At 66.9% G+C, this 23880-nt stretch carries 14 protein-coding genes; 7 read left to right on the top strand and 7 right to left on the bottom strand.

The features are described from left to right. Positions 1-30 precede the first annotated feature (30 nt). The 4 genes from K0V08_RS11580 (at position 31) to K0V08_RS16075 (ending at position 4607) form a co-directional block, all read left to right on the top strand. A complete protein-coding gene (locus K0V08_RS11580; RefSeq protein WP_011931327.1) occupies positions 31-993 on the top strand; it encodes a carbohydrate ABC transporter permease in 963 nt (320 codons plus the stop codon). Continuing rightward, a complete protein-coding gene (locus K0V08_RS11575; protein ID WP_011931326.1) occupies positions 993-1904 on the top strand; it encodes a carbohydrate ABC transporter permease in 912 nt (303 codons plus the stop codon). Before K0V08_RS11580 ends, K0V08_RS11575 begins: the two co-directional genes overlap by 1 nt. A 123-nt stretch (positions 1905-2027) precedes the next feature. Continuing rightward, positions 2028-4256, top strand: a complete 2229-nt coding sequence (yicI, locus tag K0V08_RS11570) for an alpha-xylosidase (protein WP_011931325.1) — start codon at positions 2028-2030, stop codon at positions 4254-4256. A gap of 216 nt (positions 4257-4472) precedes the next feature. After that, positions 4473-4607, top strand: a complete 135-nt coding sequence (locus tag K0V08_RS16075; RefSeq protein WP_259469947.1) for a hypothetical protein — start codon at positions 4473-4475, stop codon at positions 4605-4607. A gap of 538 nt (positions 4608-5145) precedes the next feature. On the opposite strand, the gene K0V08_RS11565 is transcribed toward K0V08_RS16075, so the two are convergent. Further along, on the bottom strand, positions 5146-7647 hold the full coding sequence (locus tag K0V08_RS11565) for a glycoside hydrolase family 78 protein (protein WP_011931324.1): 2502 nt from the start codon (positions 7645-7647) through the stop codon (positions 5146-5148). Further along, positions 7644-9023, bottom strand: coding sequence for an MFS transporter (locus K0V08_RS11560; RefSeq protein ID WP_011931323.1), 1380 nt, complete (start codon positions 9021-9023; stop codon positions 7644-7646). Before K0V08_RS11560 ends, K0V08_RS11565 begins: the two co-directional genes overlap by 4 nt. Positions 9024-9157: 134 nt before the next feature. On the opposite strand from K0V08_RS11560, the gene K0V08_RS11555 reads away from it, so the two are divergent. Beyond that, positions 9158-10924, top strand: a complete 1767-nt coding sequence (locus tag K0V08_RS11555; RefSeq protein WP_011931322.1) for a family 43 glycosylhydrolase — start codon at positions 9158-9160, stop codon at positions 10922-10924. A gap of 33 nt (positions 10925-10957) precedes the next feature. On the opposite strand, the gene K0V08_RS11550 is transcribed toward K0V08_RS11555, so the two are convergent. The 4 genes from K0V08_RS11550 to K0V08_RS11535 form a co-directional block, all read right to left on the bottom strand. After that, positions 10958-12556, bottom strand: coding sequence for a DUF5597 domain-containing protein (locus K0V08_RS11550; protein WP_011931321.1), 1599 nt, complete (start codon positions 12554-12556; stop codon positions 10958-10960). Between the two features lie 19 nt (positions 12557-12575). Further along, the gene (locus K0V08_RS11545; RefSeq protein ID WP_079535011.1) at positions 12576-13742 is read right to left on the bottom strand and encodes a glycoside hydrolase family 1 protein; all 1167 of its coding nucleotides are present in this window, start codon (positions 13740-13742) and stop codon (positions 12576-12578) included. Positions 13743-13912: 170 nt separating this feature from the next. Beyond that, complete coding sequence (locus K0V08_RS11540; protein ID WP_011931319.1) at positions 13913-16168, bottom strand: beta-glucosidase; 2256 nt, start codon at positions 16166-16168, stop codon at positions 13913-13915. A gap of 14 nt (positions 16169-16182) precedes the next feature. Further along, the gene (locus K0V08_RS11535; RefSeq protein ID WP_079535012.1) at positions 16183-18672 is read right to left on the bottom strand and encodes a glycoside hydrolase family 2 protein; all 2490 of its coding nucleotides are present in this window, start codon (positions 18670-18672) and stop codon (positions 16183-16185) included. Between the two features lie 308 nt (positions 18673-18980). On the opposite strand from K0V08_RS11535, the gene K0V08_RS11530 reads away from it, so the two are divergent. Together K0V08_RS11530 and K0V08_RS11525 are read left to right on the top strand one after the other, a co-directional pair. After that, positions 18981-19904 (top strand): LacI family DNA-binding transcriptional regulator, encoded by a 924-nt coding sequence (locus K0V08_RS11530; protein ID WP_231689077.1) that lies wholly within the window; start codon positions 18981-18983, stop codon positions 19902-19904. A 114-nt stretch (positions 19905-20018) separates the two neighbouring features. Beyond that, the gene (locus K0V08_RS11525; protein WP_079534982.1) at positions 20019-22643 is read left to right on the top strand and encodes a glycoside hydrolase family 3 N-terminal domain-containing protein; all 2625 of its coding nucleotides are present in this window, start codon (positions 20019-20021) and stop codon (positions 22641-22643) included. Between the two features lie 58 nt (positions 22644-22701). On the opposite strand, the gene K0V08_RS11520 is transcribed toward K0V08_RS11525, so the two are convergent. After that, positions 22702-23859 (bottom strand): NAD(P)/FAD-dependent oxidoreductase, encoded by a 1158-nt coding sequence (locus tag K0V08_RS11520; RefSeq protein WP_197278532.1) that lies wholly within the window; start codon positions 23857-23859, stop codon positions 22702-22704. Between the last annotated feature and the right edge of the window lie 21 nt (positions 23860-23880).

Genomic DNA, 23880 nt, shown 5'->3' with positions numbered 1-23880 from the left:
CGCTCACCCGGCACTCGAGTCTGGACACTGATGTCATCGCCCACCGCCACCATCGCGCCTCCCCCGCGCCCCACCACGGGGCGACCGCGGCGCCGTCGCCCGCTCCGAGGAGCGCTGACACCGTGGATGTTCGCCGCACCGGCGATCATCCTGTTCGCCGCGTTCCTCATCATCCCGATCATCTACGCGATCTACCTCAGCTTCCGCGGCTTCCGCGTCAGCGCCGGAGGCGCCTTCGGACGCCGCGAGGAGACCTTCATCGGCTTCGAGAACTACATCACCGCGCTCACAGACACCGAGTTCGTCGCGGGCCTCGGCCGAGTGCTGCTCTACGGAGCCATCTCCATCCCCAGCGTCCTGGGGCTCGCGCTCCTGTTCGCCCTGCTCTTGGACACTCCCCGCATCCGACTCCAGAGCTTCTCGCGCACCGCGATCTTCCTCCCCTTCGCCGTCCCCGGCGTGATCGCGAGCCTGCTCTGGGGGTTCCTCTACCTCCCTAGCACCAGCCCTCTCAGCGACATCTCCCGCGCGCTCGGCGGCGGCGCACTGAACTTCTTCGGCACCCCCACCCTCTACTTCTCCCTCGCGAACATCGCGCTGTGGTCCGGGGTCGGCTTCAACATGATCATCATCTACACCTCGCTCCGCGCGATCCCCACCGAGATCTACGAAGCCGCCCGCATCGACGGCGCGACCGAGCTACAGGTTGCGCTGCGCATCAAGGTGCCCCTCGTCGCCCCCGCGCTCGTGCTCACGGGCCTGTTCTCCGTCATCGGGACCCTGCAGCTGTACAGCGAACCGCAGACCCTACGGCCGTTCACGCCCCGCATCTCCAGCACGTGGGTGCCGCTGATGAAGATCTACCAGGACGCGTTCACCAACGACAACTTGGGCGCCGCCGCGGCCGCGTCGGTCATCCTCGCCGCCGCGATCCTGGCCTTCTCCCTGCTCGTGCTCCGCTTCTTCCAACGCCGGACCTTCGGAGACGCCTGATGGCCACCACACTCCCCGCCCCCGCCCCCGCCACCGCGGTCGTCCGCACGGGCGACCGCCAGCCCCGTCGGCGTCGCACCACCGCCAAGCGACCACGCCTCGCCACGATCATCCTGATCCTGGGCGCGCTCTACTGCCTTATCCCCGTCGCTTGGGTCGTGATCGCGTCGTCGAAGTCGCCGCGTGAGCTCTTCACGTCGTTCTCGTTCGCCCCCGGCACCGGGCTGCTCGACAACTTCGCCAACCTCAGCTCCTATGGCGGCGGGCAGTTCTGGCTGTGGTCGCTGAACAGCCTTCTCTACGCAGGAGTCGGCGCGGTGCTGTCGACGTTGATCTCCGCCATGGGCGGCTATGCGCTGTCCAAGTTCCGCTTCCGCGGGCGTGAGGCGCTGTTCACCGTGATCCTCGCCGGGGTGCTCGTGCCCGGCATCGTCCTCGCCGTCCCGCAGTACCTGTTGATGGCCGCCATCGGCCTGGCCGGCACCCACTGGTCGGTGCTGTTGCCCGTGCTCATCAACCCGTTCGGGATCTTCCTCTGCCGCGTATTCGCGACCGCCGCCGTCCCCGAGGACACGCTCGAGGCCGCGCGGCTCGATGGTGCTGGTGAAGTGCGGATCTTCGGGTTCATCGCGCTGCCGATGATGACTCAGGGGCTCGTCACGGTGTTCCTGCTCCAGTTCGTCGGGATCTGGAACAACTTCTTGCTGCCGTTCATCATGCTGTCCGACCAGGACAAGTACCCGCTGACTCTCGGCCTCTACACGTTCCTCTCCAAGGGTGCCGGCGACACCTCCCTCTACCCGCTGGTGATCATCGGCTCGGCGGTGTCCGTGATCCCGCTCATCATCCTGGTGCTCGTCCTCCAGCGCTTCTGGCGGGCGGACCTGCTCGCAGGCGGGCTCAAGGGCTGAGCGCAGCCGTTCGTCTTCGTCTCTGCACCCGATGCATCTCGTCACCTCAGGAAGGTCTCATCTCGTGATCGCCACCACCCGCCCATGCCCCCCCGCAGCCTCGACCGACGAGAGGACGCAGGCGTGAAGTTCACCGACGGCTACTGGGAGATCCTTCCCGGCGTGACCGCGCTCTACGCGCAGGAGACCCACGACGTGTGGGAGCAGGACGGCGGCCTCGTCGCGTACGCCCCCACCAAGCGCATCGAGACCCGCGGCGACACCCTCAACCTGCCCATGCTCACCGTCTCCCTCACCTCACCAGCAGAGGGCATCATCCGCGTCCGCATCGAGCACCACCGCGGCACCCGAGGCCGAGGCGGCTTCACCCTGCCCGGTGACAAGGGGCAGCGCATGGGCGACGCGACCGTCGTCGACAGCGTCGGCACCCTGACCAGCGGGCCACTCACGGCCACCATCCGCGAAGGCGCACCCTGGTCGCTCGAGTTCCACTCCGGCGGCACACGGCTCACCGGATCTGGCCACCGGTCCGTCGGGTACATGCACGACACGGCCGGACGGGCCTTCGTGCACGAGCAGCTCGACCTCGGCGTCGGTGAGCACATCTACGGCTTGGGCGAGCGCTTCGGCCCTCTCGTGAAGAACGGCCAGTCCATCGACATCTGGAACGCCGACGGCGGCACCTCCAGCGAGCAGGCCTACAAGAACATCCCCTTCTACCTCTCCGACCGCGGCTACGGAGTGCTCGTCAACGACCCGGGAGCCGTGTCTTACGAGGTCGGCACCGAGACCGTCGAACGCGTGCAGTTCTCGGTGGAGGGCGAAACTCTGGAGTACCTCGTTATCGCTGGTCCCACCGGCAAGGACGTGCTCGAGCGGTACACCGCACTCGCGGGACGACCCGCGCTCGTGCCCGCGTGGAGCTACGGACTCTGGCTCACCACGAGCTTCACCACCTCCTACGACGAGGAGACGGTCAACTCCTTCATCGACGGATTCGCCGAACGCGACCTGCCCCTCTCCGCCTTCCACTTCGACTGCTTCTGGATGCGCGAGTTCAACTGGACCGACTTCGTCTGGGACCCCCGCGCCTTCCCCGACCCCGATGGCATGCTCAAGCGTCTGCACGAGCGCGACCTCAAGGTGTGCGTCTGGATCAACCCCTACATCGCCCAGCGCTCGCGCCTGTTCGATGAGGGCGCAGCCGCTGGCTACCTGGTCCGAAAGCCCGACGGCGACGTCTGGCAGTGGGACATGTGGCAGGCCGGCATGGCGCTTGTCGACTTCACCAACCCCGACGCGGTCACCTGGTACCAGGGCTACCTCCGCCAACTCGTCGCGCAGGGGGTCGACTCCTTCAAGACCGACTTCGGCGAGCGGATCCCCACAGACGTCATCTGGCACGACGGCAGCCACCCCGAGGCGATGCACAACCTCTACGCACAGCTCTACAACAAGGCCGTGCACGAGGTGCTCGTCGAGGAGCGCGGCGAACGGGACGCGGTCCTGTTCGCACGATCCGCGACCGTCGGCGGCCAGGCGATGCCCGTGCACTGGGGCGGCGACAACTCCTCCAGCCACGTGTCCATGGCCGAGACTCTCCGCGGTGGCCTCTCCCTCTCCATGGGCGGCTTCGGCTTCTGGGCACATGACATGGGCGGCTTCGAGGGACTGCCGGATGCGGGCGTGTTCAAGCGGTGGCTCGCGTTCGGGCTGCTGTCCTCGCACTCACGACTTCATGGCTCGAGCTCCTACCGGGTGCCGTGGCTGTTCGACGAGGAAGCCGTTGACGTCACGAGGTCCTTCACGAAGCTCAAGCTCTCGCTCATGCCGTACCTGTTCCAAGCCGGCGTTGAAGCCAATGAGCGAGGCGTGCCGGTGATGCGCCCGATGGCGCTCGAGTTCTTCGGCGACCGCGCGGTCACCCACCTCGACACCCAGTACATGCTCGGCGGCGACCTCCTCGTCGCGCCCGTGTTCTCCGCCGACGGCACAGCCGAGCTCTACCTGCCGCACGGTCGCTGGACAAACTGGTTCACCGACGAGGTCGTTCAGGGCGGCGCGTGGCGGACAGAGAAGCACGGTTTCGACACATTGCCGCTCTACGTGCGCGAGGGCGCCGTCATCCCCGTCGGCGGCCGTGACGACCGGCCCGACCACGACTACCTCGCTGGCCTGACGCTGCACGTGTTCCCCGGCCCGGACGGTGCACGCGACGTCACCGTCACCGATGCGCGCACCGCTGAAGCGACGACGTACCGTGTCGAGCGCCGCGGCGGATTTGTCGAGGTGACGCCACCGGCAGGGGTGCCGGAGCCCCGTGTGGTCCTACGCGGCACACAGGAGAGCTGAGTCAATACTGGCCGGGTCCATGCGGGCCTGTCCGGCGTCACGACATCAGCTCGGTAGCGTCGTCGGCGGGTGGCCGAGTTCCCGACTCCACTCGCATGTCGTGACACCGCACGGAATAGAGAACTGACATGCACGACGGAACGCGCACGAGCGAGCACAAAGCGGAGCCCCGCGCTTACGCGCACGCACAGCTGACATCGCCGAGGTCGCTGCCCCTTGAGCCAGAGCGCGCTGCGGCTCCGACGGCTCGCGGTGTTCGGGTTCAAGCTCGTCTTCGGGATCGACATGTCGTCTTGGGTGGTGCGGACGCCCGCCGTCCGCGACCTCCTCACCGCATCCACCGCGGGGTAGGCCTCGTGCTGCTCGGTCTGTCCGTCGGATCAATGACCGGGGTCCTCACCTCGGCCGCGTCCGTGCGCCGCCACGGCGTGCGCCTCACCGTCGCACTTGGCGGGACTTCGTTCACCGTGGGCATCGCGCTGGTCGCGGTGCGCTGCGACTGCCCGCAGCACGCCTACGTCCCTGTCACGCGTCGAGAGCGTCTCGCCATAGCCATGGTCGAGCAAAAGGGGCGTGCGGTTCGGGCGGGACGGCCAGAAGGTGTCCCAACCACCGATTGCTTCCCACTCGGCCCGCGACCCCAAGTACGCCGAGACATTCGGTGAGGGTGTCGTCGGGGCTGTAGCGGAACTTCTCGGAGACGCTGGGGATGTAGTGAAGAATTGTGCGTATCGACATGGCAGCGGCTGCCGGTTCCGCAACATCGAGCGCGACGCCTGAGTAGGAGCGGCCGAAAACGTCGGTGGACAGCCGCCGGGCGTTCGGATCGGCGGCGAGCCCGCCGAGCGGCGGGACGGGGCGCCGCTGTAATCAAGCGTCACGCCGTCTCTCAGTTGCTCAAGCGCTCAAGCGTCGCTTCGAGGTCACGTCTCAGCGCCTCCGGTCCTGCCGTCATCAGTTGGACGGGGAGGTGAACCATGATCATGTCGAGCGTCATCGCTGCGGCCTCCGGGACATTGCTGTCGATGGAGATGCCGGGGAGATGAGTGGCAAAGACCTTGAGTACCTCTTGCCAAGCTCGCCGGTTCTCGACAAGCACCGCGAGTGGAGTATCCAGTCCGTATGTGCGGCGTGCGTCCTGCGTCGTCGCGTAACGCCACGAGTGACCGCCCGGCCCAACCTCCTCGACGAGGTTGTCGGGGTGCAAAGGCAGAACGACTGTCGCCGTTGCTCCTTCGGGAATGACGACGTTGAGCTCCATGTGGCCGCTCTCCAGCTGCCACCCCACTTCGGCACGGCCGAGCACGGTGTCGTGTGCGACACGTGCCGACGTGAGGTTCCCACCAGGGATGGGAGCGATCTTGATCCGCTGCCAGCCGGGCTCGATCCTCTCGAGCCCGCCCACGACGCGATGGAGCCAGTCGGCGACCGAGCCGAGGGCATAGTGGTTGAGCGACGTCATGCCGGTGGAGTTGAGGGTGCCATCAGGGAGGACGGAGTCCCATCGCTCCCAGATGGTCGTCGCACCCATGGTCACCGGGTAGAGGAAGGAGGGGCAACCTTCTTCGAGTAGGAGCAGGTACGCCTCCTGCACGTGACCCGTACTGGTGAGCGCATCGGCCACGTGCGGTGTTCCTGCGAACCCCGTCGAGATCCGGTAGCCAGATTGCGCTACGAGCTCAGCGAGCCGGTCGCCGGCTTTTCGACGCTGCTCGCCTTGCAGGATCTCGAACACGATGGCGAGAGCGTATGCGGTGGATGATTCATTGGTCACTCGTCCTGCCGGGGTGACGTACTGATGGCGGAACGCCGCCCGGACACGCTCGGCCAACGCTGAGAAATGCGCGGCGTCGTCCTCCTCTCCTAAAAGACCAGCGGTAGCGGCAAGTTCTCGTGTGGTCTTGCATAGGTACGCGGACGCGACGAGGTGCTTGTCCGTCTTACCCGCCGCGGCGTTCTCCGGAGGTGCGTCCGGATCGAGCCAGTCGCCGAACTGGTACCCCTTGCTCCATAGGCCATCCTCATCGAGAAGCGGTTCGACCTGCGTCATGAAGGCGACCATCGACGGGTAGCTGCGCCGAAGGATCTCGAGGTCTCCGTACTCGTTGTACAGAACCCACGGAAGGCTGATGGCCACATCGCTCCAGAGTGCAGTGGGCGCGGACGGGTGGGTCAGGATGTCAGGCACGACCCAGGGCACGAAGCCCTTCTCGGTCTGCTCGGCGGCGAGGTCTTCGAGCCAGGATCGGAGCACCCCTCGGACGTCGTAGAGGAAGGCAGCCGACGGCGCGAACGCGTTGAGGTCACCTGTCCATCCCATTCGCTCGTCGCGCTGAGGACAGTCGGTCGGAACGCCGACGAAGTTACCGCGCATCGAGCGCACGACATTGCCGTGGAACTTCGTGACGAGGTCGTTGGACGTCTCGAACCATCCCGATCGGGCCATGTCGCTGTGAACGACGATGGCGCGGATGTCCTCCGCCGACAGCGTGCCGGGCCAGCCTTCGACGTCCACGTAGCGGAAGCCATGGAAGGTGAACCTGGGCTCCCACGTCTCGGGGACCTCTCCCCCGCGCATTGTGTAGCGGTCCGTAGCTGCCGCGCCTCGGTTCGACTCGTACTCTGGCTCGCCACCGGGCGTGAGCGTCTCCGCATGTCGAAGGACCACAGTTGCACCGCGATCTCCCGAGACCCGGATCCGCACCCAGCCCACGAGGTTCACTCCGAAGTCGACGACCGTGCGCCCAGCTGGCGTCGTCGTGATCGCGACCGGTTCGATCTCCTCCATGGCTCGAATGGGGGGCGCGATGTCCGCTCGCAGGGTCGCGAGATCCCACTCGATCACGACGGCCGATTGCCACGCACCGTCATCGAACCCTGGCTGGTCCCAGCCGGTCGGCTCGAGTCGGGCGTCGTACTCCTCGCCCTCGTAGAGGCCGTGGGCCTTGACGGCGCCGGTGGAGCAGCGGGAGGCTTCGCCGCTGACGATCGTCTCAGTGCGGTCGGCGTACTCGACCTCGAGCTGGAGGAAGACGGCAGGGCGGTCGATGTAGTTGTGGCGGATGCCTTCGTAGCTCAACAGGCCAGCGGCCCAGCCCTCCCCCACGACGGCTCCGAGGACGTTCTCTCCCGGCTGGAGGGAGGATGTGACGTCGTAGCTGCTGACTCCGAGACGGTGCCGGTACGAAGTCCACCCGGGCGCGAGGAGTTCGTTGCCGACTTTCGCCCCATTCAACGACGGTTCGACGATGCCGAGGGCTGTGACATGCAGTGTCGCGTTGAGGACGTCGTCACGGAGGGAGAAGGTGTGACGCACGTAGAGTGCCGGATCGCCGGCGCTCGACGGGGTGCTACTGCCGACGAATCTCGCTTGCCAGTCGTGCGCCGTCATCGAGCACCCCGCACCCTGATCACCGTGATGACAGATCCAAGGGCGAGGATGCCTCCGGAGACGAAGAGCAGGGTGTAGTTCGCGCCGGAGGCGCCCGTCGAGAGAACGAGTGGGGCGATGGCCGGCCCCACAGCCGTCGAGAGAGCGCCGGACAGGTGATAGATCGACATCCACTTGCCGCTCTCAGCCTTATCAGGAAGCACATCCGAGGCCAGCGCGAGGTCGACGGAGTTGAAAGCCCCGGTTCCGGCAGCGAGCAGCGCGCCCGCGACGGCGTAGATGACGAAGTCGGAGGAGAAGGCGGCGGTGATCATTCCGGCGGCGATCATGGCCGAGGCGAGGTAGATGAAGGGCTTTCGCCGACGCAGGCGGTCTGAGAGCGTTCCTCCGGCGATCGTAAAGAGCATGGTGGCGAGAAGGGAGATCCCACCGACGACGGCCAGCTGCCGGCCTGCTTCTTCTGCGGTGAAGCCGAGGCGGTCTAGGAGAAAGTACAGCTGGTAGGTCGTGAAGAACGCGAGCCCTATCTGGAGGCAGAACTTGCCGATCCATACCCAGGCGAAGTCGGGGTGCTTGCGCGGGTCGAAGAGCAAGGAACGCAGCGCTGCCCCGATCGGTCGTTGTGCTCCCGCGGGTGCGGGAGCGTCCGGGACGACGAACAGCCACAGCACGACTCCGACGGCCAGCACAGCCACCGGCAGCAGGAAGAGGAGGACGAGATCGCCGGTGAGGAGGCTGCCGACGAGGGTCGCGCTCACGCCGGCGATGGACGCCGCCACGCCGCTCAGAGCGCCCAGCTTTCCGCGTTGTTCAGCCGGTACGCGCTCGGGAAGGGTTGGATTGAGTGCGGCGCTGATCGCACTTGCTGCGACCTGCGCGATGATCCAGCCCGCGAGGACGAGCGGTACAGACGGCGCGATCGCGATCAGGCAGGCCGCAAGAGCCGCCACGCCGAGACCGAAGACGAGGAACGGGCGCCGCCGTCCCCAGCGGAGTCGTGTCGCATCGCTGAGCACGCCGAAGATCGGGCCGAGGATGAGGTTGAAGAGTGCTCCGATCCCGACGATCAGACCCAGAGCCGCCTCCTTCCCCTCGGGCTCGATGAGCTGCACCTTGTACGCGAGGCTGAACAGCGACGGCACGAAGAGCACGAGGAAGAAGCCGAAGTACGTCAGGGAGTAGACGGCGACGAAGCCGGCGCCCACGCGGGGCGGTTCGTTGCTCTCGGACGTCCCGGTGACTACAGGATCGCCGCCGAACGCTCCCGCGGCTTCGCGCTGCGTCGCCTCGATGTTCGGGTCGGTGAGCGGAGAGATGTTGACAAGGGCGTTGCGCGGCGAGTCGGCCCGCCGGGTCCCGCGTTCGTCTTCGGACATGGGTCGTTCCCTTCGACGGCCCGCCAGTGGACCGATCGAGAGAAGAGAACCATGCATATTGGCGCGCGTCAATAGCGCCCCTAGACTCGTTGACGCGCGGCAAAGACGCTGGCCGTCGCAGGACAGGAGACCTCGTGGACGCTCACCGCACCGTGATCTGCAATCCCATCGATCTGCCGTATCGCTATCAGGACTTCGGTCGCGGCCCCGTACGCGCGGTGTTCCGCGAGGCAGCCGACCCCTCCGTCGTGCTGTTCCGGGGCAGGTACTACCTGTTCGCGTCCATGACCGGAGGCTTCTTCCACTCCGACGACCTCGCGTCGTGGGTCTTCGTCGCCACGCCGCAGCTGCCGGAAGGGGATTACGCCCCGGATGTCCGCGACATGGACGGGAGCCTCTACGTCACAGCCTCCCGACGGAGGGGCCCCTGCCCGGTCCTGCGGTCACGCGACCCGCTCGTCGAGCCATTCGCCCTCGTCGCGGAGAGCTCGTTCGCCTACTACGACCCCAACTACTTCCAGGACCGGGACGGGCGGAGGTACCTGTACTGGGGCTGCTCCAACAAGGAGCCTCTACGTGGAGTGGAGGTCGACCAGGACTTCCGCCCGCTCGGAAGCGCCGTCGACCTGCTCTCGGGGCAGCCCGACGAGCACGGCTGGGAACGACCGGGCGAGTCCAATGTGGTGCGCCCGCCGTCGACCATCAGGGAGAAGCTGTCAGCGCGCCTCTTCGGGACCCACAGCACGACGCCGTTCATCGAGGGCGCTTGGATGACGGAGCACGACGGAACGTACTACCTGCAGTACGCGGGCCCCGGTACCGAGTACAACGTGTACTCGGACGGTTACTACACGGCGAGCAACCCGCTCGGCCCCTACACCTACTCACCCGACAGCCCCTTCTCCTCCAAGCCGGGTGGCTTCGTCACCGGTGCAGGGCATGGCAGCACCTTCCAGGACGCGCACGGCAACTGGTGGCATGCCGCGACCATGCGCGTGTCGGTCAATCACCACTTCGAGCGTCGGATCGGCCTCTTCCCTGCAGGATTCGACGAGGACGGCACGCTGTTCTGCAATCAGACCTTCGGTGACTACCCGACCGTCGTCCCGGACGGACCAGCCGATCCGTGGCATGACCACTCGCCGCGATGGATGTTGCAGTCGTATCGGTCGGCGACCTCTGCCACGTCCCATGCTCAGGGCCACGGGCCGGAGCTCGCGGTTGACGAGGACATCCGCACCTGGTGGGCCGCCGGCTCCACGCGTCCCGGTGAAGCGTTGACGCTCGACATGGGGACGCCTCGGACGGTGCACGCGATCCAAGTCAATCTCGCCGACCATGAGATGGTGAAGCACAAGCCGGCTCGGCCACTGCGGGATCCGGACGAAGCACGCGACGCGTTCCGCGCCGTGGTGGTCGAGGATGTGCCGGTCCGTTACCTGCTCGAGGCGTCCGAGGACGGAACCACCTGGGTCACTCTCCATGACGGAGGCGTCGATCCCTCCGATGCGCCGCATCGACTGATCCGACCACAGCAGCCATTCCCCGTCCGCTTCATCCGTGTGACAGGTATCAGCATGCCCTGGGGTGGCGTCTTCGCGATCAGCGGTCTTCGCGTGTTCGGGCATGACGGAAGGCCGCGGCCAGCCGCGGTCGTGCCGCGTCTCCAGAGGACCCAGCCGACAGCTGCCCGAGTGCGATGGCAGGCGGACGACTCGGCTGATGGCGTCGTCATCCGCTATGGACGTCGCCCGGATCGGCTGTACCACTCCTGGCAGGTCTGGGGGGCGGCGGAGCTGGAGCTGCCGACCCTGAACGCCGGGGAGGACTACTGGATCGCTGTCGACGCGTACAACGCCGGAGGGGTCACCCCGGGGGAAGCAGTCGCGCTCTCGGCGTGACTGATCCGCATGGGGCAACCCCTCGACGGTACGTCAGTAGTGGAAGACGCGGAACCTCACCGCTCCTGCGTCAGGCAGGCGCGTCGGGATGACCCGATCCGTCAGCATCGGGGAGTTCGCGAAGGGGAAGGGCACGAGGGTGCCCGCCGCAGTCTCATCGCCGTTGAGTCGACGTGTCACCACGAGTTCGCGGTCGATGAGCGAGTACTCGTCCGCGGAGAGGAGCGACGGGGTTCCCGTGTCGCTGGGCTCCACGGTGACCCAGAAGCCGCGCCCTATGACGAAGACGCCGTCGCCGTCCTCGATGGCGATGCCGTACGCGGGGTACACGGGCTGAGCGGGTATCCACGGTGAACGGGTGTTGATCCTCAGCTCGGCGGACGGAAAGGAGATGACCACGTCGGGATGTTCGTCATCGAGCATGAAGCCCATGGTGCGCGCCGCGGGGTCGCGGCGCAGGAGTTCCGCTGCGATGGCGAGGAGGCCGTAGGTATCGACGACCTGCGCGCTCGATGGGTCGTCGGGGTCGAGACTGTCGATACCGAAGGGTGAGACGCCGATCGCCCGGTACGAACCGAGGGCGGCGAACATCTGCCCGATGCCGACCGCGTCGGCGCGCAGCTCAGGGATGAAGAGCCGGTTGCGGCGACCAGCGAACGCAGTGAAGACCGGGTCGGCATCGGCGACATACATGTCGGGCGCGAGCAGGTCGAGCTGCGGCGCCAGCGCTTCCCAGATCCCCGCGACTCGGGCGACGGGCCCGCCGGAAGGGTATTCCCCCGGCTCCTTCCCGCCGGCGAGGGCGACCGGCCCGTCCAGCACGCTGTCCGCGTCGAGCCATGCGTTGACGAAGTACGGGAGGTCGGTCTCCTCTCGGCCGGCGGCGGCGACCTCCTGGACGTAGGCAGCGTACGCGGCCGCCATGAAGGCCTCGTGTGCCACGGCGTGATCACCGAAGACGTCCGTCCAGGTTCCGCTGCTGAGTCGACCCATGTCCATCCACGCGAGATGGACTGGTGTTCCTGGTTCACCCTGGACTGCGGTGACGACGGCATCGGGAACGAGACCGGCGAAGGCAGCCTCGGCGAGGTCGCTGTAGTCGCGCGTCGCTCCGAGGAGGCCGATCTCGTTCTCGATCTGCACCATCAGGACCGTGCCATCACGGTCCTTCTCCGTGATGCGACGCATCAGGGCGGCGAACGCTCGACCATCAGCGTCGCGCGTCGCGTCGCAGAAGGGCGTGAGGTGGTCGAGGCGTGCACCATCCTTCGACAGTGCGCGAGGGAATCGCTGCTGGTCCGTCTTGACCCAGCCCGGCGCGTAGGTCGAGACCGCGTTCTTCCACGCGCCGAACCACAGGGGCACCAATCGCAGGCCGAGGTCGGTCGCGGTCTCGATCATCGCGTCGATCAGGGTGGTATCGAAACGGCCCTCCTCTGGCTCGAATAGATCCCAGGCGACGGGTGCGAGGACGGTGTTGGCACCGAGCCGATGCACCGTCGCGAACGACTCCGTGATCGCGGGGAGACTGCTCGAGCTCGAGTTGTGCACTTCTGCACCCAGGACGATGAACGGTCCATCATCGGTCCGGAGGTAGTGCTCGGTCCATTGAGCGGAAGTCGTGGTCGTCATGTCGGGTTTCCGTTCCGGACTAGATCGCGTTGGCGATGGCGATGGACCCGAGCCAGGCGAGGCTGGGTTTGGGACGCCGTTCGAAGGTGTCTCGGTCAACGGCGATGAGACCGAAGGTGGGCTCCCATCGTCCCCACTCGAAGTTGTCGAGCAGACTCCAATGGCAGTAGCCGCGGACGTCGATGCCGTCGTCCATGGCAGCCTTCATTCCTTCGAGGGCGGCTCTCGTGTATTCGATGCGCCGCTCGTCGTCGTCGGTTGCGATGCCGTTCTCGGTGACGATGATGGGCACGTCACCGATGACGTCGTGAGTGTGTCGGATGGCGATGCTGAGCGCATCAGGTCGGTACGCCCATCCCATCAACGTGTTCGTGGAGGCGTCAGGGTGAGGGACGACTCCGTTCTCGTCGACGGCCTGGCTCGTGTAGGACTGCACGCCGATGAAGTCGTCCTCACGTCCCGCATCGAGGTACTTGTCCTCCCACCGGTGCTGGATCTCGGCGTACTCGAGTTCCGCTCCGGGCGTCGGCGTGAATGCCTGGTTGGCCACCGTCCAGCCGACCTGGGCATCCGTCAGCCGCCGCACGAGAGGGGCTGCGACCCGGTGGGCGGCGATGAGCGCGTCACCGTATTCAGGGTCGGGATCCGGTGTAGCAGGATACGCGTGGCCTGCGGCGACGATACGTGCCGCCCCATGGTTCATGGCTACGACGTTCGGTTCGTTGATGGTGCACACGTACGGCACGTCCGCGAGGATGCTGCACGCTTCCTCGACGTAGCGGGCGAAGACGTCTGCCGCGTCTGGTGCCAGCCAGCCGCCCCGTTCGCCGAACCAGATCGGGTGCGTGAAGTGATGGAGGGTGACGAAGGGCGTGAGCCCGAGGTCAAGCGCCGTGTCGATCATGCGTCGGTAGTGCGCGAGCTCAGCTCGTGAGAACTTGCCCGGACGAGGTTCGATTCGGGACCATTCGAGGCTGAAGCGATAGGTCGTCAGGCCGGAGTCCGCGAGCAGGCGCATGTCCTCCGCGAAGCGGTGGTAGCTGTCCAGGGCATCGCCGCTGGCGTCGATGTATCCCTCAGCGACCTTCTCCAGTTCCCACCAGTCGTTGTTGAGGTTGTTGCCCTCGACCTGGTGGGCAGCCGTGGCGGCACCCCAGAGGAATCCGGAGGGGAATGCAGCATTCATGATCACTCGTTTCACAAGATTGGGACAAGGCGATGATGTCGTCCTCGTCGGTGGATGGATCGGCCGAGCGCAGGGCGGTCGTCCCCTCGGAGCGTCGAGAATCGACGACGCGATGCGCAGATCGAAGGGACGCCTACCTCGCGCAGCGAGGAGCTCGCGAGGTTCTCGGCTCAGGCGGGCGCACTGGCGCTGATGAGCTCCTCGAGAGCAGTCGTCGCGATGGGGAGCCCGGAGATGGCCACGAACTGACGCATCGTCATGGAGGCCATCATCGCGAGGTGCTCCGGTGAGACTTCGACCGCTCCGAGTCCCAGGACCTCCTTGACACGCGTGCCGACCAGGGGATGATCGAACCAGGTGCTGAGGGGCGTGTCCATGGTGACGGGGACGATGACCCGATCACCGTCCAGGGCGATGGGTGCGGAGTGGAGGACCGTCAGAGCGTCGGTAGCGATCTCGATGGAGTAGTTGCCCGGTGCGACGAGCCACCGCTGGTGCTTGATGTCCCAGTAGCTGAACGCTCGGCGTGGTAGTTCGATGCTGACGGATCGGGTCTCGCCGGCCTGCAGCTCGATCTTGTCGAAACCCCGCAACTCTCGGACAGGTCTGACGACAGGCCCAGCCTCCGTTGTCACGTACACCTGCACGACGTGCTTTCCCGCGCGATGGCCTGTATTGGTCACCTCGACGGTGACGACGAAGCCGTCCTCGAGTGAGCCCTCGACCCTGGGCTCACCCGTCGTGAAGGACGTGTAGGAGAGCCCGTGACCGAACGGGTAACGCACCGGTGTCTGGAAGGTGCTGAAGTAGCGGTAGCCCACCATGACGCCTTCGCCGTAGCGGACATGGCCCTGCTCACCCGGGAAGTTGAGGCTGCTGGGGTGGTCCTGCAGGCGCAGGGGTATCGTCTCCGCGAGGTGGCCGGAAGGGTTCACCCGCCCCAGCAGGATCTGCGCGATCGCGACGCCTCCGCCCTGACCGAGCAGGAACCCTTCGAGGATCGCGTCGACGTGGTCATGCCAGGGCTCGAGCGAGACGACACCGCCATTGGCGAGGACGACGACCGTGCGCTGGGCGACGGCGGCGACCTCGGTGATCAGCCGCACCTGCTGCGCGGGTAGCTCGAGGCTGCCTCGGTCGAACCCCTCGGACTCGGACGCCTCATCGAGGCCTGCGAACACGACGGCGATGTCGCTGTGTCGGGCGACATCGAGCGCCTCGGCTAGCAGACCCTCATCGTCCCCGGTCCCGTCGAGAGAGAAGCCCTCGGCGGAGCTGATCGCGATTCCCTGCTCGATCGTCAGATCCCTCAAGGCCTCGAGAGGCGAGTCGACGCGGGTCGCGTTGACGTGCGCGCTACCACCGCCCTGGTAGCGCGGGGCCTGGGCGAAGGCTCCGATGACAGCCACCTGCTTGCCGTCGGGGATGGGGAGCGCACCGCGTTCATTGCGGAGGAGGACCGCGCACTCGGAGGCGAGCTCCTGGGCGAGGAGGTGGTGCCCGTCCAGGTCGACCGAGGGGCGATCCGAGGATGCGTATCGAGCGAGTGCTGCGACTCGCGTCACGCTCGCGTCGAGGTCTTCGCTCGTCAGCTCGCCGGTCGCCAGTGCGCCCGTCACATCATCGTCGTGGGCACCTGTGCCTCCCGGCATCTCGAGATCGAGTCCTGCCCGGAGCGCAGCGACTCGATCGGTGACCGCGTTCCAATCCGAGACCACCACGCCGTCGAAGCCCCACTCCTCACGGAGGACGTTCGTGAGGAGCCAACGGTTCTCGGAAGCGAAGACACCGTTGATGCGGTTGTAGGAAGCCATGACCGTCGCCGGCTCACCGTCCCGGACCACCCGCTCGAAGGCGGAGAGGTAGATCTCCCTCAAGGTCCGCTCGTCGACATCGGCGCTGACGGTCTGTCGGTGGGTCTCCTGGTTGTTAGCCGCGAAGTGCTTCACCGACACTCCTGGGCCCTCGGACTGCAGCGCTCGCGTGAAAGCGGCACCGAGCACTCCGGACACGAGAGGGTCCTCCGAGTAGTACTCGAAGTTGCGTCCGCAGAGCGGAGATCGCTTGATGTTCACTCCAGGACCGAGCACGATGTCGACGCCCTGTGCTCTCGCCTCACGGCCGAGTGCAGCGCCGAGCCGCTGTGCCACGCGGCGGTCCCAGCTCGAGCCCACCGCGACACCAGGAGGGAAGCATGTGGCGGGCGTGCTCTCGAAGAGCGCGAGGTGGTCGTGCTGCCCGGCCTGGTGCCGGAGCCCGTACGTGCCGTCCGCCAGGACGACCGAGGGCAGTCCCAGCTCCGGGATCGCCTCCGTCTCCCAGAAGTTCCGTCCGGAGAGGAGAGCGGCTTTGCGCTCCGCCGGCAGCTCGGCTGCGGTGGTCGGCGCGGCCGAGGATGCGCGTTCGTCTGCGTTGTCGTCGATCACGAGTGGTCCTTTCGTCAGTGGGACGGTTCAGTGGTGGCAAGACGGTTGGTGTCACCGCTCAGAGGGGAAGCGGGGAGCGGGGCCTGCCCGGGCTCTCGGGCATCCATAGCGAGTTCGGCTGTGCCGAGCGTGCGGCCACGAGCGGTGACGGTGACGGTCCCCGGTGCACCGGTAGAGCGGATCACGGCGAGGACACGACCTCGGAAGGTGCGGTGCGTCGCCGTCGTGTACGACTCCTCCGAGGAGGGTGCCGACGATCCGAATCCGATGACTTCGCCTGGACCGTCGACTGTGACAGCGACCTGCTCGTCGGCGAGCATCTCGACGACTCCGTTCTCGCCGACGACGGTGATCTCTGCGAAGAGCAGATCATCGCCGTCCGCGATCATGTCGCGCGACTCTGCCTCGACTCGCAGTCGCAACGGACCGGTCGCGCTGCGAAGCGATGACCGCGACACCTCGATCCCGTTGCGGTACCCGACAGCCTCGAGGGTGCCCGGCTCGTACGGGACGGTGAAGTCGGCTCGGAAGCCTCTTCGGCGTCCGGCACGTCGACGCCCGACGCGTCGACCGTTGAGGAGCAGCTCGACATGGTCGTCGGCGGAGTAGATCTGGACCTCTGACTTCCTGCCGTCAGACCCGCGCCACGACCAGCTCTCGACCGCATCCGTCACGCGCCATGCCGATCGCACCATGGGCATGCCGCTCCGGTCGAGGGGTCGCACCCCTATGGCCGGCCGGTGCAGGTCTCCCCAAGCCAATTGAGCGAGGCGGAGGGTGATGTCGGGCTGCCCGATCAGGTCGAACATCCCGGGCCCGGCGATCAGGTACGGGTAGGGCTTGGACAGGCCGGCCTTCTTCCCGGGGACCCAGACAGCCACCCCGGCCTCACCGAGGTATTCCCACCCGGCCCACACGAAGTCGCCGATCACGGCAGGATGCTTCAGGACTCGGCCCCAGGCGCGGGCGACATCACCGGGCAGCGTCTCCGTCCCGAGGATGACCCGATCCGGGTATGCCCGGACGTCGCGGTCGTAGCGGCCGATGCCGTAGTTGTATCCGGCGACATCCACTTCGGCGAAGGCGTCCCTCGAGGCCTTGTCCGCCTGCGGCAGCCGAGAGACGACATCCATCATGCGGCCGATCTGATTGATCATCACGTTCGCCTCGGTGCTCCCGGCCATGGAGGTTCCCGCGTCGCCGGCGGCGGCGGCCTCCTTGTAGGGCGACCTGTTGAACGAGACCAGGGTGTTCAGGAACAGGTTGATCGCGAGAGTCACAGGTCGATCAGGATCCGCGGCATGAAGATGAGCCGTGATCTCGCGCGTCAGTTCGACTCCCTGTGGGGTTGCGGTCTCGGGGATCTCGTTCCCTGCGGCGTACATGATGACCGACGGACGGTTGCGGTCCTTTCGGATCATGCGGTCCGCGTCCTCGCGCCACGTCTCGTGGAAGCGGTCGGCTGCGTCGTGCGCGGACTTCGACGCCACCCAGTAGTCGGCGAGCTCCTCGACCACGTACATGCCGAGCTCGTCGCAGGCGTCGAGCAGGTGTCGTGACATCGGGTGGTGCGCGCTGCGGACGGCATTGAACCCCGCTCCCTTGAGCAGGCGGATGCGCCGGTACTCCGCCGCACGATGGGTCGCGGCACCGAGCACGCCGTTGTCGTGGTGCATGCACGCCCCCCGCAAGAGCTCCCTGCGCCCGTTGATGCGCAGCCCGTTCCGGGAATCGACCGCAATCGTGCGCAGCCCCACCCGTTCCCGCCGTTCGTAGGTAGCGTCACCGCTGTCGACCCGAGCGATCAGCTCGTACAGATGGGGCGAGTCGGCGGACCAGGCACGGGGCCGGTCGACGACCAGGGAGAGCACCCCCTCGACACCGACTCCGTCGGCCGAGCTCACCAGCGTCTTCCCGTCGCGCAACTCCACGGCGACGCGCGCTGTCCGATCCTCGAGGCCGAGCACCGAGTATCCGATCTGGACCTCGGCGGTCGCCGCGGTGATGCTCAGCGTGCGCACCTTTAGTCCGTCGGGGGCGAAGCGGACTGCCGGTCGCAGGAGGAGCGAGACAGGGCGGTACAGGCCGGACCCGGGATACCAGCGGCCCGTGGGTTGTGCGGCGTTGTCGACGTCGACCACGAACGTGTTCGACGCTCCCCAAGCGAGGTGTTCGCCGATCTCGAACTCGAACTCGGTGTAGCCGCTCCGGATCGAGCCGACGACGGTCCCGTTGACCGTCACGGTCGCGTCGCCCTGGACCCCTTCGAAGCGCAGAGCGACCGACGATGAGCGGTCCGCAGGTGCGTCCCAGTTGGTGCTGTAGCGGTACGCACCACCGGGAAAGTACGCCGTGTCCGCGCCTCCCGGCGCGCGAGGATCACGGTGCTCGTGGATCATCGCGTCATGCGGTAGACGAACCGGTTGCCCGGCTCCCCCGCCCTTCACCGTGAAGTCCCACTCGGTGAGAGTCATGGCGATCGTGTGCAGGGCGGCCTCGGTCATCATCGTCCTTCCCGTCGGGCATCGCAGCTGATGCCCGGAAGACCACAGAGAAGCACATCTATTGACGCGCGTCAAACATGCGCGTCGCGGGTGGTCTCGCACCAGTGTGCCGAGACCCTCGGCTCCGCTCCATCGAGGCCTCCTCCGGCCAGCGGCGCAGCGACACCACGCTCGGGGGTGTCGGGGTTCGAGATGCCGCAGCCGCGGAGGAAGCGAGGCATTCCATGACAAGCTGGGCTCACGTCGAAGGAGTGGACATGGCGACGAGTACGGACGTTGCGCGACACGCGGGCTTGTCGCGCTCCACGGTGAGCCAGGTCCTCAACGGTCGGGGCCACCTCTTCGCCGAGGAGACGATCGCTCGAGTCCACGCGTCCGCCGAGTCTCTCGGATATCGCCCATCTCTTGCAGGTAGGACGCTTGCCCGCGGGACCAGCGACATCGTCATCACGGTGCTGCCCGACGCCACGTTCAACCCGCGGATACGCGAACTGGTGGACATCATCACCAAGGGCATGGCCGACGCGGGGCTGACGAACCTCCTGCAGTTCATCGACCGCGGACACCGCCTGGAGCACGCTGTGCTGGGCCTGAAGCCCTTCGGCATCGTGAGCCTGGTCCCTCTACCGGCGGAGCAATACGAGCGCTTGCGCGCCCAGGGCGTACGCATCGTGGTGCAGCCCGACCACGTGCAGGTGGCGATCGATGAGGCGATCGGTCGTCTACAGGCGGAGCACCTCGCGGCCGCCGGGTACACGACGATGGCGACCGTGCTGCCGGTCTCTGCACGAGAGTCGACGTTCGCCGCGCCCCGGGATGCGGGAGCCCGCGACTGGGCGTCTCGCCACGGACTCCGGGTGTTGCCGACGATGCACGTAGCGCTCGAGCCCGGTGGCGCGGTGGATGCGATCGCTGGACTCCCTGCCGAGCCGATCGGTCTCGCCGCCTACAACGACGAGGTCGCCATGGCGTTGGTCGGTGCGGCGATCAAGCGAGGCCGCACCTTCCCGGAGGACATCGGAGTCATCGGAATCGACAACTCTCCCATTGCGCGCGCGTCGACGCCGACGATCACGACGGTCGACTTCGACATCTCCTTCAGCGGAGAAGGGATTCTGCAGCTGCTGCTCCAGGAACCGGACGGGCCCCAGCCGAGCGACCCTGCCGGTCTCGTTACCGACCGTCTCACGGTGATCCAAGGCGAGACCACGCGCACGCCACCCGTTCTCTGACCAGCCCCACTCTCCGTGCTGACGTGATGGCATAGTGAGCGTTGACGCGCGACAACGCGACGTCTTCCCTTTGTCGATCAGCCGATCAGCACGACAGTGAAGGAATCACCGAAGATGCCCGACCTCCTGCCATACCGCGACCCCTCCTTGCCCACGATGGAACGAGTCCGCGATCTGCTCGGACGCATGACCCTCGAGGAGAAGGCCGCACAGATCGCCTGTCCGTTCGGTACCGCCGTCGACGTGCACCGACCGCCGCAGGAGGGGTGGGGTACCGCGGTCGCCGCACTCGCCGCCCTCGGAGAGGTGCCTCGCGAGGCGGCCCGTCTGGGAAACGAACTCCAACGCAAGCACGTCGAGGAGACCCGACTCGGGATCCCCGTCCTCCTCGCCGAGGAGGCACTCATCGGCCTCAAGGTCCGTAGCGCCACCACCTTCCCCGACGCCCTCGCCCAAGCCGCGACCTGGGACACCGATCTCATCGAGGCGATGGCGAAGACGATCGGCGTGCAGATGGCGCGGCTCGGCGTGCGTCAGGCGCTGTCGCCACTCGCTGACGTCAGCCGCGACCCGCGCTGGGGGCGGGTGGAGGAGACCTACGGCGAGGAGCCGTACCTCGTGGGATCGATGGCGACGGCCTTCGTTCGTGGTCTGCAAGGGGCGGAGGAGGACACTCCCCTGATCGCCACGCTCAAGCACTTCGTCGCCTATGGCGCCAGTGACGGAGGGCGCAACACGGACGCGGCGCACCTCGGCCACTCCGAGCTCCACGAGGTCTACGCCCTTCCATTCGAGATGGCCATCCGTGTGGGAGGCGCCCAGGGGGTCATGCCCGCCTACAACTCGATCGACGGCGTCCCCGTGACCGGATCCGCGGAATACCTGGTCGGCCTCCTCCGTGATCGGCTGGGCTTCGAGGGTCTCATCACCTCCGACCTCGAGGCCGTCTCGCAGTTGTTCACCAAGCACGGCACTGCCGCCGACATCCCCCATGCATTCGCCCAGGCCTTGCGCGCGGGCGTGAACGCCGACCTCGACAACACGGTATCGACCCGTGTCATCCTCGAGGCCGTCCACGAGGGACTTCTCTCGATCGACGAGCTGGACGCCGCAGCAGCTGGCAGCCTGAGGGCGAAGCTCGAGCTCGGGCTGTTCGAACGGCCGTACGTCGATCTCGACCGTGTGCCCGAGACTCTCGACTCGGAGTCCGACAGGGCCCTCTCTCGAGCAGTCGCCGAGAAGTCCGTCATCCTCCTGCGCAATGCGCCCGTCAACGGCACGCCCCTCCTCCCCCTACCCGACTCCCCGCAGACCATCGCGGTGATCGGTCCGAACGCGGATCGGCTGATGGGGCAGCTCGGTAACTACAGCTACCAGGTCCTCGACAGCATGACGAGGCGCTTCGCGCAGGCGGCCAACCCCCAGGCGCGCATGGAGTCGGCCCAGGCGATGGGCGCCGACAACGCCGACCTGCTCGTCGACTCCGTGCCGGTGGTCACGTTCCTCGACGGCATCCGATCGAGGGCGCACGCCGACTCGAAGATCGTGTATGCGGCGGGCTGTCCCGTCGCCGCCGAGGATCGCTCCGGTATCGCCGCGGCCGTCGCGCTCGCTCGAACCGCGGACGTCGTGATCCTCGTCGTCGGAGACCAGTCCGGCATCGGAGCCTTCGGCACGGTCGGTGAGGGACTCGACAGTGTCACCTGCGAGCTGCCTGGCGTCCAGCGCGAACTCGTGGAAGCCGTCGCCGCATCGGGAACGCCGACCGTCGCCGTCCTGAGCCACGGACGTCCCTTCGTCCTGGGCTGGATGACTGAGAAGGTGCCGGCCATAGTCTCGTCGTTGTTCGGCGGCGAAGAAGCGGGGACGGCCGTCGCGTCGGTCCTCTTCGGCGACGTGAATCCCGCCGGCCGCCTCCCGATCGCCATGCTCACCTCGGTGGGAGCCGCCCCGCTGCCATACTGGCGGACCCTGCAGCCCAGCCACTATGTAGACGGCACCTCGACAGCGGTGTTCCCCTTCGGACACGGACTCAGCTACACCGACTTCGCCTACCGCGACCTCGCGATCGGCTCGCCTGAGGTCAGCACGGATGGGGTCGTACGCCTCGAGTTCACCGTCGAGAACGTCGGTGCCAGTGCAGGCGAGGAAGTCGTCCAGGTATACGGCCAGGACGTCATCGGCAGCACGGTGCGCCGAGGCCGAGTCCTGGTGGGCTTCCGCCGCTTCGCTCTCGAGCCCGGAGAAGCGGTCCGGGTGTGCATCGACGTGCCGACGAGCATGTTCGCCCTCTGGAACGGGACGCGGGGGTGGGTCGTCGAACCCGGGCTGCTGCGCTTCTACATCGGGGGCTCCTCCGCGCGCACACCGCTTCAGGCTCGCGTCACCTTGACCGGTGGGGAGCATGAGCCGGGCGATCAGCGCCCCCTCTTCAGCAGCATCACGCTGAGGGACGTCGAACCCGGCGACCGACTCGACGGAGGAGCCGACGCGTTCGATGCGGGAGCCATCCAGCGCGTCACGGCTGAGAGCACGATTCGGGAGTGGCTGGATCACCCGATCGGCGGGCCGGCGTTGCGTAGTGCGCTTGGTGGCATCGAAGAGAACCTGCTTTCGGCGGCGTTCGGGCTCACTCTGACGAAGATGGCCTTGTACAGCCAGGGAGCGATCACGGACGAAACCGTCGAACGGCTCATCACGGTCGTAGAGCGTGCCTACTCGGACAGCGATCGCGCCTGAGGTGATGAGGTGACGGGAAGGGGAGATCGTGTACGACTTCCCTTCCCGCTGGCCTCTCTCATGGAGCAGCGTCGAGGGCATCCCGCCACGTGATGCCCTCGGTGATCCGACTGCGCCACGTGCGCAGCGCCTTCGCTGCTCCCATCGCGAGCACACCGGTCAAGGCGCCTCCGCGACGGTAGAGCGCGACAAGGCGACGATCGCTGACCGATCCCTCCACGACGACGCACTCATCGTGCTCCTTCAGCCATCCGTGTGCCTGCAGGCGCAGCCCGAACTGGTCAGACCAAAAGTACGGCACCGGCGCGTAGTCGACGTCATCGCCGCGGACGATGCGTTCGGCTACGTGGATCGCCTGATCGACGGCGTTGGTCCGGTGCTCCACCCGCATCGATGTCGTGAAGAGCGGATTCCACCAGCGCGCTACGTCACCGGCGGCATAGATCCCGGGAGCAGCGGAGCAATCGGAGGCGCACCCGACCCCGTCACTCAGGTCGAGTCCACTCATGCGAAGCCAGTCCACAGCTGGTTCCGAGCCGATGGCGATGACGACCAGGCCCGTCTCGAGCACCGAGCCGTCTCCCAAGACGACTCCGCTCACTCGCCCCGTGTCGGTGACGAGGGAGCGCACGCGGGAGAGCGGTGCGGGAATGACGGTGATGCCCATGCTGCGATGCAACGCCATGAGCTCGGCGCCGACAGGCCGACCGATGACACGCTCGAGCAGGTTCTCGCCTGCTGTGAGCAGGACCACCTCACCGACGGACGCCTGGAGGACCGATGCGATCTCCGCACCGAGGAAGCCGCCGCCGATGACCACGACGCGCTTCCCGACGTCGACTTCGGCACGCAGCGCCTCCGCGTCCTCCAAGGTACGCAGGACGTGGACTCCTCGCGTTCCCTCCGTCCCTGCGAGGCGCCGCGGACGGACGCCCGTCGCGATCACCAGTGCGTCATAACCGGTTCGTGCCCCATCCGCGGTCGTCACCTGCCGACCGATCGGGTCGAGGTCGACGGCAGGAGAGCCGAGCCGCTCGTGGACGTCGAGCGACGCGAGATGGGCATCGGGTCGCAGCTGCAGCCGCGTCCCCTCCCACTCACCCGAGAGGAGCTGCTTCGAGAGAGGCGGCCGATCGTATGCGTGGTGCCGTTCTGCGCCGATCACCTCGATGGATCCGGCGTACCCCTGGCTACGAAGCGACTCGGCTGCTGTCACTCCGGCTGCGGAGGCGCCGAC

The organism is Clavibacter michiganensis (assembly GCF_021216655.1).
In the GTDB taxonomy this organism is placed as follows: domain Bacteria; phylum Actinomycetota; class Actinomycetes; order Actinomycetales; family Microbacteriaceae; genus Clavibacter; species Clavibacter michiganensis.
This window is presented reverse-complemented; position numbering and strand designations above follow the sequence as displayed.

Coding starts and splice junctions, on each gene's coding strand:
- K0V08_RS11580 (WP_011931327.1), top strand. CDS start 31: ATGTCATCGCCCACCGCCACCATCGCGCCTCCCCCGCGCCCCACCACG.
- K0V08_RS11575 (WP_011931326.1), top strand. CDS start 993: ATGGCCACCACACTCCCCGCCCCCGCCCCCGCCACCGCGGTCGTCCGC.
- K0V08_RS11550 (WP_011931321.1), bottom strand. CDS start 12,556: ATGACGACCACGACTTCCGCTCAATGGACCGAGCACTACCTCCGGACC.
- K0V08_RS11560 (WP_011931323.1), bottom strand. CDS start 9,023: ATGTCCGAAGACGAACGCGGGACCCGGCGGGCCGACTCGCCGCGCAAC.
- K0V08_RS11535 (WP_079535012.1), bottom strand. CDS start 18,672: ATGACCGAGGCCGCCCTGCACACGATCGCCATGACTCTCACCGAGTGG.
- K0V08_RS11565 (WP_011931324.1), bottom strand. CDS start 7,647: ATGACGGCGCACGACTGGCAAGCGAGATTCGTCGGCAGTAGCACCCCG.
- K0V08_RS11525 (WP_079534982.1), top strand. CDS start 20,019: ATGCCCGACCTCCTGCCATACCGCGACCCCTCCTTGCCCACGATGGAA.
- K0V08_RS11545 (WP_079535011.1), bottom strand. CDS start 13,742: ATGAATGCTGCATTCCCCTCCGGATTCCTCTGGGGTGCCGCCACGGCT.